The organism is Steroidobacter cummioxidans, assembly GCF_003104955.1.
The window spans coordinates 124,051-138,654 of sequence record NZ_LSRW01000035.1; the positions used below are offsets into that span (position 1 = coordinate 124,051).

Genomic DNA, 14,604 nt, shown 5'->3' on the forward strand with positions numbered 1-14,604 from the left:
CGATGCGGCTATGACATCGATCGAACGCCTGCTACGTTGATATCCTCGCCACGGAGGCAACAGGCACGTGAAGCGTATAACAATCCTGCTCATCGCGCTCTTCTGCAATGTTTGTTTTGCACAGGAGCGCGATGACTCGGTGCTGCTCTGGCAGAGATTTCAGCAGCCGCCAGACGCTGCTCGACCCATGATGCGCTGGTGGTGGTTCGGGCCAGCGGTCACGCATGTGGAGCTGGATCGGCAGATCGCTGCGATGAAGGCGGGCGGCTTCGGCGGTTTCGAGGTGCAGCCGGTCTATGCGCTGTCCACCGATGATCCATCGAGCGGCATCGTCAATACGCCGTATCTGTCCGATCCATTTCTCGCAGCACTTCGCCACACGAGCGAAACGGCGCGTGCATCGGGCATGCGCATGGATGTAACACTTGGCAGTGGCTGGCCGTTCGGCGGCCCTCACGTTCCCATTACCCAGGCCGCGGCCGAGATTCGCAGAGTCGAGATCACGATTCCGGCGAGCGCCTCGTCGATCACGCTGCCCGTCATGGAGCCCGGGGAGCGCGCTGTCGCTTTGTTTCTGAATGATGCGCGACTGCCGTTGGTGAACGGACCGGCGCTGGACGTGCGTCCGGTTCAGCAGGAGCGCAAGGCCTGTTTATTCGTTGCTGGACGCACCGGTCAGCAGGTGAAGCGAGCAGCGGTGGGAGCCGAAGGCTTCGTCATCGATCACATCAGCTCCGGCGCGGTCGCCAATCATCTGGCGGCGGTGGGTGATCGATTGCTGAGTGCCTTCGACGGCGCGACCAAACCGTACGCGATGTTCTCCGACAGTCTCGAATCCTATGGCGCGAGCTGGACCGACGATCTTCCCCAGGAGTTCGAACGACGGCGCGGTTATGACTTGCTCGATCATCTGCCGGCGCTGTTCGCTGAGGGCTCCAGCGGGGCTGCAGTTCGATTCGACTGGGCGCGTACCTTGTCGGAGCTCGTCGATGAGAGATACTTGAAGCCGATCAATGCTTGGGCGAATCAGCGCGGCACTCGCTTTCGCGCGCAGGTCTACGGATTGCCGCCGCCGACGCTGTCGAGCAATGCGCTCGTGGATTTGCCCGAGGGTGAGGGCGCGGACTGGCGACGCTTCAATTCGACGCGTTGGGCTAGTTCGGCCGCTCATATCTATGGGCGCAGTGTCGTCTCGTCGGAGACCTGGACGTGGCTGCACTCGCCATCGTGGGCGGCGACACCGCTGGATCTGAAGGTCGAAGCCGATCGTCACTTTCTACAAGGGGTGAATCAGATCATCGGCCATGGCTGGCCCTATTCACCGCCGCAAGTCGCGGAGCCGGGCTGGGCGTTCTATGCAGCGGCCGCGCTCAACGATCACAATCCCTGGTACCCGGTCATGCCGACGGTGACGCGCTATCTGCAACGAGTCAGCGCGATGTTGCGCGAGGGGCGGCCGGATTCCGCCGTCGCGATTTATCTGCCGACCGAGGATGCGTTCGCCGACATGCGCCCTGCACATGCTTCGGTGAATGAGGGAATGCGCCAGCGTTTCGAGCCGAACACCGTCGGGCAGGTGCTCGATGCGGGACAGACATTCGACTTCATCGATGCGAGCGCGATCCTTGCGGGCAAGCTGACGCATCGACTGCTGATACTTCCGGGGCTCACGCGAATCGATCCAGCAGCGTTCGAGCGCATTGCTGCCTGGGTCGACAATGGAGGTTGGGTGATCGCCACGGGCGCGCTGCCCAACAATGCAGGTGGGCTGATGGATGGCACGGCGGGCGCTCAGAAGATCCAACAGCTCGCGCGACGATTGCTCGAAGCGGAGTCAAAGCAGCGCGTTCATGTCGTCGCGCCTGAATCGCTCGGTGCAACGTTGCGATCTGTGTTGGAGCCTACGGTAGCGCTCGCTGCTTCGGATGCTGCGTTCGGATTCATCCGTCGCCGACTGGAGAACGGTTCTCTCTATTTCATTGCTAACACCGGCCCAAGGCCGATCGAAACGCGAGCGCGCTTCGCGGGCGACAACGGTCGCGGAGAATGGTGGGATCCGGTGACGGCTGAGCGTAGAGCAGCGGGGGCTGGGGACATCGCTGTTCAATTGGCGCCTTATGAGTCGAAGCTGCTCGTGTTCGTGAGTGGGCTCGATCAGGCCGAACCAGCGACCGTGCATCGAGTTGCGCCGGTGCTGGATCTGTCCAAGGCGTGGCGTGTGCAAGCGAAAGGTGCATCGGCGACACCGCCGCAACCCGGCTCGTCATGGACGGATGAACCGAAGTTACAACACTACTCGGGCAGCGTTACTTATCAGCGCAGCTTCGTGCTTGGCAAAGCAGCCCTAACTAGTGAGGCGCGGCTCTTCTTGGATTTTGGTGACGGCACTGCATTGCCGGACGTTCGGCAAGACCGACCGCGAGCTTTGCTGGAAGCGCCAATTCGTGACGCGGCGCTGGTCCGCGTGAATGGCAAGGATGCAGGTGCAGTCTGGATGCCGCCCTGGCGTCTGGATGTGACGTCGCTGCTGCGTCCAGGTAAAAATGAGATTGAAGTGGTTGTGATGAATACGGCCATCAATGCTTTATCCGCACGCCCTGTGAGCAAGCGCTTGCTGGAGCTGCGTTACGGGCCGCGCTTCCGCGAAGAGGATCAGGACAAGATCCAGCCGGCACCGTCCGGGTTGCTGCGGCCGGTGAAGTTGGTGCGTTCAACTTCCTACCCGGTGGATTGACAGCGTTCACTAGAGCCCCGACGATTGCTTACATACTGTCCATCCCGAGAACGATCCTTGGCGCGATCCAGGTATTACGCGCAGGGAACCAGACATCGCGGCGTCGTCCGGCTCATCGTTGAGCGCCGCTCGTTCGTGAGCGGGTCTTGTGACAAATTCGGCGGAAAATCAATGATAAGAAGGTGAGTATCCGCGCACGATCGCAATCAAGGGATGCGCAGACATCATGAGGATTCGGCCCTTACTCCTGGCCCTGTTCGTGGTCTTCGGCAGCGGTTGCATCAATCGCGACACCCTCGGCGGCAAGAGCGCCGCCGAGCCGGAGGTGAAGCGTTTTCATGACCTGCTGAAGGAGCGCGAGTTCGAGGCGATGTATGCCGCGACCGGGCAGCAGTTCAAGTCGGCGGTGCCCAAGAATATGGCCATCAAGCTGTTCTCCGCCATCGACCGCAAGCTCGGCCCGCTGCAGCAGACCAAGCAAGTGAACTGGAATGTGAATACCCACAATCTCGTCACTACCGTCGCGCTCGTCTATCAAAGCCGCTTCGAGAGCGGCGAAGCCACCGAAACCTTCACCTTCCATGTCCTGAACGGCAAGCCGGAGCTGATCGGTTACAACATCGCGTCCCTGGACATGCTCATCAAGTGATCATGGTGGAGGCGTACGGTCGAGCCGCGCCACGCGTCCACCGGCGATATTGGTCGAGCACATGTCGGCACGCGGCTAAAATCACGGAATCTCCTCCGACTCGCGCCGAGATCATGCAGCCTGTTGCGCCCGTTGCTCGCGGCGGGGCAGGATGCGGGCAGATCACATGAATCGGTGTGCGCCCGGATGGCGACGATTCGCAATGACTTCATTCGTAGTGCAACGTTGTCGGGGTATCTCAAGGCGGCTCGGGATGTCGGGCTCGATGCTGATGCCACCTTGAAGAAAGCGGGCTTGAAGCCCGAGTGCCTGCACTCGCCGGATCTGCCGATCCCACGGCTGTCGTTTGTAAAAATTTTGCAGTTGTCGGCCATTGCTTCGGGTCATCTGGATTTCGGCGCGCGAGCGGCCATTGCGCGTGGCGTGCCGGATCTCGGGCCCGTCAGTCTGCTGCTGCGGGAAGCGGAATCGATCGAGGATGCGCTGCAGATTTTGCTCTCCCGGCTGCATCTGCATGGCGACGGCACGAACATGGCGATCGACGTGCGCTCCAGCGAGCCCTTCATCTCGTTCCGAATCCAGGCACCGAGAAGCGTCGATACCCGGCAGGCGACCGAGTTCTGCGTCTGTGGCATGGTGCAGCTCATTCGCTGGCTGATTGGATCGACCTGGCGGCCGCTGCGAGTGTGCTTTACGCACGCCAACCGGAGCCACACGCAGATACAAAGAGCGTTCTTTCAGGCGCCGGTCTGGTACGAGCAGCGGGTCTCCGGGATCGTGATCGATCAACAAACGCTGCGTCGTCGCGTCGTGACATCCACTCCATTTCTGCGCCGGCTTGCCAAACAGTACCTGGAGGCTTCGTTTGTCAGGGAGCCGGCGAACTTCGCCACGCGGGTCGCCGAAATCATCGCGCAACGGTTGCCGCGGGATGCATGCACGATCGAGGAGGTCGCCGAAGCGCTCGGCGTACATCGGCGTACGCTGGCTCGTCGCCTGGAGCGGGACGGGCAAAGCTATTCACAGTTGCTGCAGCAGGCGCGTTGCAAGGTGGCCCAACACGCCGCGGCCAATAGTCACCTGTCTCTCACCGAAGCCGCTGAAGTCACGGGCTTTCAAAACCTGAGCTCGTTTTCGCGCTGGTTCAAAGTGACCTTCGGACGTTCCGCAACTCAGTGGCGACAGGACGTCGCCAAGCGAGCTGCTCGGGATTCCGCCGCTGTTCGGCGCAGTCGCGCACGCTAACGCGGACCGCCGTCCGCACTCATCCATATCAATTTGTTTGCTTCATTGTGGTGCCTGGTCACGGCATCACCGCGTGCGCCTCGGAAAACCCCTGCAGCCACTGTCACCATCGGATAAACAGCTGTCACTCATTGTCAAACGCAGTCAGTCGCAGAAATTAGGATAAGAAAACGAAAACAAACATGTCCTTGGGACGCAGGTCCTTGGGCAGCGACGGGGGAGCGACATGCATCATCTGGATGCGATGGATCTGCGCATTCTGCGAGAGCTGCAGAAGAACGCCGATCAGTCGATGCACGAGCTGGCGGAAAACGTCGGCCTCTCCCACACCCCGTGCTGGCGGCGTTACACGCGCTTGCGACAGGCCGGTGTCATTCAGAAGAAAGTGGTCGTGATCGATGCCGAGAAAATCGGCAAGGGACTGAACGCGCTGTGCACGGTGGTGCTCGAGCGCCACGATGAGAAATCGCTGATTGCCTTCGAGCGCGCCGCGTCCGAATGTCCCGAGATCATGGAGTGCTATGCCATGAGCGGCGCGCGGGACTATCTGCTGCGCGTCGCTGTGGCCAGCGTCGCTGAATACGAGAAATTCCTGAAGCAGACGCTGCTGCACCTGCCCGGTGTCGATGCCATCGACACCAATTTTGCTCTGAAGACGGTGAAGCTCTCCGTGGCATTGCCGATCTAGGTCAGATCGGCAATGCGGTGGTCCATTTGACGGTACTGAACGCGAAGCTGGTATTCACAGTAGCGACGCCAGGCAAATGCAACAGCTTTTGTTTCATGAAACGCTCGTAATCCTGCAGGCTGGGCACCGCAATGCGCAGGGTGTAGTCCTTCGGGCCGGTCATCGCGAAGCACGCGACGATCTCCGGATGCGCCAGCACGGCGTTCTCGAAAGCGAGCAGGCTCGCCTCGCTGTGATGCTGGAGCACGATATCGCAGATGGCATTGACGCTGATGCCCGCCAGCTTCGGATCGAGCATGGCCGTGTGGGCGACGATCAGGCCGATCTCCTTGAGGCGGTTGTAACGGCGCCAGCATGGCGTGTGAGTGAGGCCAACTTTCTCGGCGAGCTCCTGCATCGAGTATTCCGAGTTCTGCTGCAGCACTCGCAGGATCTTCAGATCCATTGCATCGATGTCCTGACCCACCATAGCGCCTCCGCGCAACCCGACACGCAAAACATCATCGCATCGAACCGACTCGCAAGCCAACGCTTGGCGAGCATCGGAACGGACATTAGAGCGGCGCAGCCGCATTCAAGGGGGACCATCTATGATCGAATTCAGAGGCAAGCGCTGGACCGGCGCCGAAAGTTTTTCGACGATGGTGTTGGGCGCTTCACTGGCAACCATGCAAACAGTGAGCGCGCAATCCATGTCGACGGAGACGACGGTGCCCATCGCTGCCGCCGCCGCGGCAGCGAATCCGCCGCTGGACGAAGTCGTGGTCACTGGATCGAGAGTGATCCGCGACGGCTATGAGGCGCCAACGCCGGTCACGGTGATCGGCGTGGAGCAGATTCAACAGGCGCCGACTCAGCACATTTCTGATTTCGTCACGCGCTTGCCGGCGTTTGGCGGCGGCATGAGCACGACCAGCGGTGGCAACGAGATCTCCGAGGGGCGCCAGTCGCAGAACAATCTGAACCTGCGTGGTCTCGATGTGTTTCGTACGCTCGTGTTGCTCGACGGTCATCGCATCGTCAGCGGCGACGTGAATGGCGCCGTGAACATCAACGATCTGCCGCAGTCGCTGGTCAATCGCGTCGATGTGATCACCGGCGGCGCTTCGGCGGCCTATGGCTCGGATGCGTTGGCGGGCGTGGTGAACTTCGGGCTGGACAAGGAGTACTCGGGCTTCAAGAGCGAAGTGCAGGGCGGGGTGACCACGCACGGCGACAATGAGAGTTACAAAGCGAACCTGACGTTCGGCACGCCGTTCGCCGACAACCGCGGTCACTTCATTGCGACCGTCGAGTATGCCAACAACGATGGCTTGTTCGGCGCGCTAGCCTCACGCAACTGGGGCTTCGATACCGTCCACATTCTGGCCAACCCAGAATACAACGCGGCCACCGGCAATACGTCGGTCCCGCAGTTCGTGATTCGCGGCCAGGCTGCAACCTTGCTGGCCGCACCCGGCGGTCTCATCACCAGCGGTCCGCTACGGGGTACCTCGTTCGCTGCCGATGGCACACCCACGACATATGAATACGGTCCGCAAGCAAACAGCCAGTTCAACGTTGGCGGCGACTGGCGCCTGTCGGATGTGAACTATTACAACCAGTCGTTGGCCAATCGCCTGCGCCGGCAGAATGCCTTTGCACGAATCAGCTTCGATTTCACCGAGAATGTGACGGGCTTCGTCAACATCATTCAGAGCGATTCCACCGGGTTCGCGCGTTCCAAGCTCGACGACTCGCTCAACAACATCGTCATCCGGCGCGACAACGCGTTCTTGAATCCGGCGCTGGCGGCACGCATGGATCAGCTGGGGCTGACCCAGTTCACCATGGGCAGTTTCAATCTGGACATGCCGCTGATCACGACCAACAACAGGCGCGAGATGATCAGTTACGCGGCGGGGCTGGAGGGCAATGTCGCCGCCTTTGGCAGCGATTGGCGTTGGGAGGTCTTCGCTCAGCGCGGCACAGCCAAGAGCTCGATCAACGGCCGTGTGATGAACAAGGCCAACTTCGCGCGCGCCACCGATTCAGTGCTGGCGCCTTCGGGGCAGATCGTCTGCCGGGTCAACGCCGACGCATCGACTGAGAACGACGATCCTGCGTGCGTGCCCTGGAATCCGTTCGGCTATGGACAGAACGGCGCGGACGCCATCGGCTACTCAAAAGGTCTCGCGCATCTCGAGCAGGAAGTGACCCAAACGGTGTTCACGACAGGCATTACCGGCGAGCCTTTCAGCAGTTGGGCAGGCCCGGTGTCGCTTGCCGCGGGTGTGGAGTGGCGCAAGGAAGAGGTGTGGGGTCGACCCGATCCGCTGTCGTTTGCAGACCGCCTTCACGGCGGGCAACTACAAAGGCACCAACGGCGAGTACGACGTGACCGAAGGATATTTGGAAACCGTCGTGCCGCTGGCGAAATGATGTTTTTTTTCCCTGGCACGCGCACTCGATTTCAACGCAGCGGTGCGATACACCGAATACAGCACTTCCGGAGACGTTGTTACCTGGAAGGCAGGTCTGACCTACAACCCCATCGACGACGTGCGGCTGCGCTTCACCCGGTCGCGTGACATCAGAGCGCCGAATCTCGGCGAGCTGTTCGCGGCTGGAACGGGCGGACAGTCGCCCGGCGTGCTCGATCCGGTCACCAGTGCGCCGCTGCCGACGTTCCAGAACCAGACTGTCGGCAATCCGAACCTGCAGCCGGAGAAGGCGGACACGACGGGCATCGGCATCGTATTTCAGCCGTCGTTCCTGAGGGGCTTCAGCGCCTCGGTGGACTACTACGACATCGATGTTGCTGGCGCAGTGGCCTCAGTCGGCGCGCAGGAAACACTCAACCGTTGCATCCTGCTCGGCCAACAAAACATGTGCGACAACATCGCGCGCGATGGCAATGGCGTGATCACGATGGTCACGTCGCTGCCCATCAACCTCAACAACCTGCGCCAGAAGGGCGTGGACATCGAGGCGAGCTACGCAATGGATCTCGGCACGCTGGTGTCGGCGTTGCGGGGCAACCTCGAGTTGCGCGCGCTCGGCACTCATGTGATCACGTCGCGTCGCGATGACGGCGTCAATCCAGTGCAGGACTTCGCCGGCGACAACTCCGGTCAAGGGCCATTGAACTGGCGTTGGCTGTTCTCGGCCAAGTATGCGCTGGAGAAGTTGACGGTGGTGTGGACGGGGCGCTCGCTCAGTTCCGGCGAATACAACCCCAACTACATCGAGTGCCGGGCGAACTGTCCGGTGTCGATCCCGAGCGCGCAAACCATCGACTACAACCACATCGACGGGCGCTTCTATCACGACCTGTCGCTCAGCTATGACTTCGCCACCCCGGGCCAGACCAGTGCCCAGGTTTATCTGAATGTGGTGAATGCGCTGGACGAGCAGCCGCCGCCGGTCGCGAGCGCCCAGTACTGGTACATGCCGACGAACCCGCAGCTGTACGACACCATCGGGCGTGCCTACTACGCGGGTGTGCGCTTCAAGATGTGAGAGCAGACGCGAAGGGTCCGCCTGCGATCGGGCCCTTCGCGTGATATTCGTCCTACCGAGGGCGGATTTCATGCCAATGAACGATGAGCCTTTTGCAGGCAGGGTCTTCTAACATCGGGACGGATGCGGTGCTGTGCGCGCGTCCCGAGCAAATGAAAGGTGTGGCCGATGCGGTTTGCAGTCCATCGTAATGCCGAATCTCGAACCGGCTGGGCATGTCGCTTGATGCTGATTGGCGCGGCGTCGATCGGCGTGGCGATGAGTATGGAGGGATGCTCGAAGTCGTCGGTGCCATCGGAGGTCGCGGCCGCCTACGAGCGCACTCCGACGCGCGTGCGTCGCATGAGTCAGGAGCAGTACGAGAATACGATCGCGTACATATTTGGCCGCGACATCGAGGTCGGCACGCCATTCGCGCCGCTGCGACGCACCGATGGTTTGCTCGCGGCGGGCGCGGCCAGCGCGGGTGTGACGGCGGGCGAGTTGCAGCAGCTTCAACGCAGCGCTGCCGTGATCGCGGCGCAAGTGCTGGACAAAGGCAGCATCGAGCAAAAGACGCCTTCGCGACGTGATTTCCTCGTGCCGTGCAAGCCGGCCGACGAGACGGCGCCCGATGATGCCTGTGCCACGACATTTCTTCAGCACGTCGGACGCCTGTTGTTCCGGCATCCGCTGGAACAGCAACGACTGAAGACGCTGGTGGCCGAAGCTCACAAGGGAGCCACGGACCTGCATGACTTCTATGCGGGCCTCGCGCCGGTGCTCGAAGGCCTGTTGATCGATCCGAAGTTTCTGTTGATCGCGGATGTGACCGAACCCGACCCGGACGATTCGACCAAGCGTCGGCTCGAGGCTTATTCGCTCGCCTCGCGCTTGAGTTTCTTCCTATGGAACTCGGCGCCCGACGATGAGCTGCTGCGCGCGGCGCAGAGCGGCGAGATTCACGACCGCAACCACCTCGAGCGCATCGTTGATTCCATGCTGGCGAGCCCGCGGTTGGAAGCCGGTGTGTGGGCATTCTTCGACGACATGTTCGGTTTCGAGGGCTTCGACAATCTCGCCAAGGACCCATCGGTGTATCCCATGGTCACGGGGGCGACCCTCAAGGATGCGCGAGAGCAGACGCTGCGCACGGTGATCGATCAGCTGGTGACTCGCAAAGCCGACTACCGTGATTTGTTCACCAGTCGAGAAACGTTCATCTCGCCGGCGCTAGCCACCGTGTACCAGGTGCCGACTCAGCCGGGCTGGGTGCCTCATGAGTTTCCGGAGGGCAGTGCGCGCGCCGGATTCCTTACTCAGATCAGCTTCCTGACGTTGTACGCGCATCCGGCGCGTAGCTCCCCGACACTGCGAGGCAAGGGCTTGCGCGAGCGGCTGCTGTGTCAGGTCATTCCGCCGCCGCCGCCCAACGTGGACTTTTCGCTGCTGGAGAATCCCGCGGCGGATTACAAAACGCAGCGCGATCGAGTCAATGCACACCTGCACGAGCCTGCGTGCGCTGGTTGTCACAAGCTGACCGATCCGATGGGACTGGCCCTCGAGAACTTCGACGGGGCTGGCCGCTTCCGCGATAACGAGCGTGGCAATCCCATCGATAGCAGCGGCAATCTCGACGGTACGCAATTCAATGATGCTGCCGGCCTGGCGCAGGCACTGCGCAACCATCCTGAGTTGACCAGCTGTCTGGTGAAACGCATGTACAGCTACGGTGCAGGGGCTCCCACATCCATCCCGGACCGCCCCGTGCTTTCTTACCTGAATGGGCGCTTCGCCAAGAGCGGCTACCGAGTGCCCGATCTGATGGGCGCGATTGCCCTGGGCTTTGCGCAACCGCTGTCTGCGCGGCGTACGCAATCGAGCTCCTCGAACGAGCGCAGCGAGACCGAAGAAATCCAGATCGAAGAGACCCAGATTCGAGCCACGGTGACTGCGTTGAATGCGCGGGAGTGAATCAGATGAGCAAGCTGACTAGGCGTCGCGTATTGCGAGGTGTGCTGGACGGTGTCGCGGTCTCGGTCGCGTTGCCGCTGCTGAATTGTTTCCTGAACGACAACGGTACTGCGCTCGCCTCGGGCGCGCCGCTGCCAATGCGCTTCGGCACGTGGTTCTGGGGGCTCGGCATGAACAAGGAAATCTTCGTGCCCAAGAAGCTTGGCGCGGAGTACGACTTGCCCGAGGAGATCATTTCGCTGCAGCCGGTGCGCAAGCACATCAATCTGTACACGAATTTCAACTGCTTTCGCGATGCCGCGCCCAACCTTTGTCACAAGACCGGTTGGGTGATTGCGCGCGCCGGCATTGCGCCGATGACTCAGACCGACCTGCCGGGCGAGACGCTCGATGTGACCATCGCCAAAAAGATCGGCAGCCTCACCCGGTTTCAGACGCTGACCGCGACGGCCACCGGCAACGTGCGCGACAGCTTCAGTTACGAGAGCGCCAACTCCATCAATATCGCCGACTGGTCGCCGGTGCAGTTCTACGCCAAGCTGTTCGGCGGGGATTTCCAGGATCCGAACGCGGCGGAGTTCAAGTTGAATCCGCGCGTCATGTTGCGCAAGAGCGTGCTCTCCGGCGTGATGGACAGCGCCAAGGATCTGAGCAAAGCGGTGGGGAGCGAAGACCGCCAAAGGCTCGACCAGTACTTCTCCGGGCTGCGAGATCTGGAGCGCCAGTTCGATCAACAGCTCACCAAGCCGGAGCCGCGACCGGCCTGCGTGATTCCTCCTGTGCCCAAAGAGGATCCGAAGGCGGGGCTGGATATCGAGCTGGTCACTCAGCGCCATCGGATGATGACGGATCTGATGGTGATGGCGATTGCCTGCGATCAGACGCGGGTCTTCAACATGGCTTACTCGCAGTCCGCGGCGGCCACCAGCAAGTCCGGCTACGACAAGCCGCATCACACGGCATCGCACGAGGAGGGCGTCGATGCGAAGCTCGGCTACCAGCCGAACACTTCGTGGTTCATCCGGCGAGCGATGGAGAGCTGGGCGTACTACGTCGAAGCGTTCTCCAAGGTCAAAGAGGGCGACGGCACGCTGCTGGACAACATGCTCATCTATGCCAGCACCGATCAGTCGCTGGCGCGCATCCACTCCATCGACAACCAGCCGATGTTTACAGCGGGACGTGCCGGTGGACGCGTGAAAACCGGACTGCACATCGATGGCAGCGGTACGGCGGGGACGCGCCTGGGCTACACGGCTATGAAAATCTTTGCGCTGGACAATGCTTCGTGGGGCGCCCAGTCGAACGGCACGTCCAAAGAGATTGGCGAAATGCTGGCCTGAACCTGAAGAGATGCCATGCGACACATTACAAACATTGCCGGCATTGCCAGCGTAGCGTCCCTGTGCGCGATCGTGCTGGCGGCGCATTCCGCGTCGAATACCGATGCGAAGGGCGCCGCCTCCGAGCGCGAGGCTTATCAGCACGTGCCGATGCCAGCGGGCTTTCGAGTGGAAATCGGCGAAGTCGACGGGCCGGTGTTCGCCGATGCCAAGGGAATGACGCTGTATTACTGGCCGAACACGACGATGCGCAACGGGGTGACAGGCGATCCCAAGAATGCATCGAACTGCACCGATACACCGTCGACGAAAACCGCCGGGTTGATGAGCCCGTATCCGCCGGGGCTGGAGTTGCCGGAGCTGGACAAGCGCAAGAGCTGCACGGACGTGTGGCCGCCTGTGTTTGCCGCCGACGATGCAAAGCCGGTGGGCGCGTTCACCATCATCACTCGCAAGGATGGCCGAAAGCAGTGGGCTTACGACGAGCACGCACTCTACACGTCCATCCTCGACAAGCAGCCAGGGGATGTACTCGCCGCGACCACGCGCAAGACAGGCGGCGACGGTCCGGCGGCGCGTGAGGTTGCGACAGCTCCGCCGGCCATTCCGCCCGGCTTTGCCGTCATTACGACGACAGTGGGTCGTCAGCTCGTCACCGATAAGTTCTATTCGATCTATTGGTCGGAGCGGGACGGCGCTGAGAAATCGACCTGCGATACCGCGTGTGCGCGAACCTGGGTGCCGGTGCTCGCGTCGGCCGCGGCGCAGTCAAAGGGAGAATGGACCACCTTCGAACGTTCACCCGGCATTCGTCAGTGGGCGTTTCGCAAGAAGCCGCTCTATACAAATGTGTTGGACCCGACCACTGGCAGCCTGCAAGGTAGCGATGTGCCCGGCTGGCACAACGCCTACACGCAACTGGCTCCGTCGCCGCCGCCCGGTTTCACGAAGCAGGATAGTCCAGGCGGTGTCGTATTGGCGGATGCGAAAGGCAAAACCGTCTACGTCTACAACTGCGCCGATGATTCGTTCGACCAGTTGGCTTGCGACCATCCCGATGCTCCGCAGGTCTATCGGCTGGCCATCTGTGGCGGCGGCGATCCCGATCGATGTCTGCGCACCTGGCCTTATGTGGTCGCGGAACCGGGCGCTCGAAGCACGAGCCGCACGTGGCGTGTGATCGAGATCGATCCGCGCACCGGACACTTCGCAAAACCTGGACAGCCAGGCGCGCTACGAGTGTGGTCGTACTTGGGCTCGCCGGTGTACACCTACTCGGGCGACAAGCAACCGGGTGACATCAGAGGCGATGGCAACGGCGAGTTCGGCGGCAGCCGCAATGGCTTCCAGGCATTTTTCCTTCGCGATGAATTCTTCAACAACGCCAGCTGAGCGTTGCAGCTGAGGGCGGAACTGTGAAACATCCATCTAAGGTTTGGGTCTCGCGTGTGCTGCTCGTGTCCATTGCCGTGAGTGCGGCAGCGGCAACGGCGGGCGCAGAAGGCGTGATCAACAATCGGACGATTGGCTATGCACTGACCAGTGCGCGCTGGGCCATTCATCAGACGGCGGACGGCAAGAGCGAGTGCCCCGACGGATTCAACGAAGGACCGCGCGAGCAGTTCAAGGCGTTGTTCCCCAATGGCGGCTCGGTGGAGAAAACGCAGCTGGCCTACGAAAGCATGGTTCGCTATCCGCTCGACAAGCCGCTGAAGTTTGCGTATCGCGAAGCCAAAGGGCCCACGGCACTCGGTCTCAATCTCGATGGCAAGATCGGCCCGGCGGATTTCACTTCGCCGGATGGCGAACGGGGCGTCGACAATCAGCTGTTTCGTGCGATCGGCTGCACGCGACTGTTCCGCACTCCCGATGGCACGTATGCCCACTTCACGAACATGTGGGTCAAGGAGTTCGGCTTCAATCGCATCCTGATGGAATTGACCGACGTCGACAGCCTGACCGATGACGATGATGTCAACGTCACGCTGTATCGGGGCCGAGATCGATTGATGCAGGATGCCACCGGCGCGAACATCATGCCGGGCGGTTCCAATCGCATCGATACGCGCTTTGGCGCACGCTTCATTCATCACATGAAGGGCAAGATCAAGAATGGAGTTCTGACGACCGAGCCCGCCGACGTGTACTGGCCTTGGGCAGTGTTCTTCCGGCGCCCCGGCGGATATGAGATGCGGGGTCTGCGCTTGAGCCTCAAGCTCACGCCGGACCAGGCAGAGGGACTGGCTGGTGGTTATGCAGATGTCGATTCATGGGCGTCGCAGCTGGTGCGGTCCTGGTCGACACATCATTCGAGCTACGGCGGGCTGTCACAGCCTTCGCTTTATCCCCAGTTGCGCAAGTTGGCGGATGGCTATCCCGATGAGTCCGGCCGCAACACCGCGATTTCCTCGGCGCTGACCCTCTCTATGGTTCAGGTGTTCATTCAACACGAGTCCGACACCACGCTCGCGGCGGCTAAGCGTTGAGCTCG

General features: G+C 61.3%; 11 protein-coding genes. 10 read left to right on the forward strand and 1 reads right to left on the reverse strand.

What is annotated here, in order from left to right; genetic code table 11:
- Positions 1-67 precede the first annotated feature (67 nt).
- From D0550_RS18025 to D0550_RS18040, 4 genes are all read left to right on the forward strand, one after another.
- Positions 68-2,734 (forward strand): glycosyl hydrolase, encoded by a 2,667-nt coding sequence (locus D0550_RS18025; RefSeq protein WP_116810575.1) that lies wholly within the window; start codon positions 68-70, stop codon positions 2,732-2,734.
- A 226-nt stretch (positions 2,735-2,960) separates the two neighbouring features.
- A complete protein-coding gene (locus tag D0550_RS18030; protein ID WP_116810576.1) occupies positions 2,961-3,383 on the forward strand; it encodes a hypothetical protein in 423 nt (140 codons plus the stop codon).
- 186 nt (positions 3,384-3,569) lie between these two features.
- On the forward strand, positions 3,570-4,628 hold the full coding sequence (locus tag D0550_RS18035; RefSeq protein ID WP_116810577.1) for an AraC family transcriptional regulator: 1,059 nt from the start codon (positions 3,570-3,572) through the stop codon (positions 4,626-4,628).
- A gap of 226 nt (positions 4,629-4,854) precedes the next feature.
- On the forward strand, positions 4,855-5,316 hold the full coding sequence (locus D0550_RS18040) for an Lrp/AsnC family transcriptional regulator (RefSeq protein WP_174842502.1): 462 nt from the start codon (positions 4,855-4,857) through the stop codon (positions 5,314-5,316).
- A gap of 1 nt (position 5,317) precedes the next feature.
- Here the strand turns inward: D0550_RS18040 and D0550_RS18045 are convergent, their stop codons facing one another.
- Positions 5,318-5,785 (reverse strand): Lrp/AsnC family transcriptional regulator, encoded by a 468-nt coding sequence (locus D0550_RS18045; RefSeq protein WP_116810578.1) that lies wholly within the window; start codon positions 5,783-5,785, stop codon positions 5,318-5,320.
- A gap of 121 nt (positions 5,786-5,906) precedes the next feature.
- Here D0550_RS18045 and D0550_RS18050 point away from each other — a divergent pair, with 121 nt between their 5' ends.
- The 6 genes from D0550_RS18050 to D0550_RS18075 all read left to right on the forward strand — a co-directional run bounded on the left by D0550_RS18050 (position 5,907) and on the right by D0550_RS18075 (position 14,599).
- Positions 5,907-7,886, forward strand: a complete 1,980-nt coding sequence (locus D0550_RS18050) for a TonB-dependent receptor plug domain-containing protein (RefSeq protein ID WP_116810579.1) — start codon at positions 5,907-5,909, stop codon at positions 7,884-7,886.
- Positions 7,780-8,817 (forward strand): TonB-dependent receptor domain-containing protein, encoded by a 1,038-nt coding sequence (locus D0550_RS18055; RefSeq protein WP_161965906.1) that lies wholly within the window; start codon positions 7,780-7,782, stop codon positions 8,815-8,817. The genes D0550_RS18050 and D0550_RS18055 overlap by 107 nt, the downstream gene beginning before the upstream one ends.
- 168 nt (positions 8,818-8,985) lie before the next feature.
- Positions 8,986-10,770 (forward strand): DUF1592 domain-containing protein, encoded by a 1,785-nt coding sequence (locus D0550_RS18060; RefSeq protein WP_116810581.1) that lies wholly within the window; start codon positions 8,986-8,988, stop codon positions 10,768-10,770.
- Positions 10,771-10,775: 5 nt separating this feature from the next.
- The gene (locus D0550_RS18065) at positions 10,776-12,113 is read left to right on the forward strand and encodes a DUF1552 domain-containing protein (protein ID WP_116810614.1); all 1,338 of its coding nucleotides are present in this window, start codon (positions 10,776-10,778) and stop codon (positions 12,111-12,113) included.
- Positions 12,114-12,128: 15 nt separating this feature from the next.
- On the forward strand, positions 12,129-13,505 hold the full coding sequence (locus D0550_RS18070; protein WP_116810582.1) for a COG4315 family predicted lipoprotein: 1,377 nt from the start codon (positions 12,129-12,131) through the stop codon (positions 13,503-13,505).
- A 23-nt stretch (positions 13,506-13,528) separates the two neighbouring features.
- Positions 13,529-14,599, forward strand: a complete 1,071-nt coding sequence (locus D0550_RS18075; RefSeq protein ID WP_153067221.1) for a hypothetical protein — start codon at positions 13,529-13,531, stop codon at positions 14,597-14,599.
- Positions 14,600-14,604: the final 5 nt, after the last annotated feature.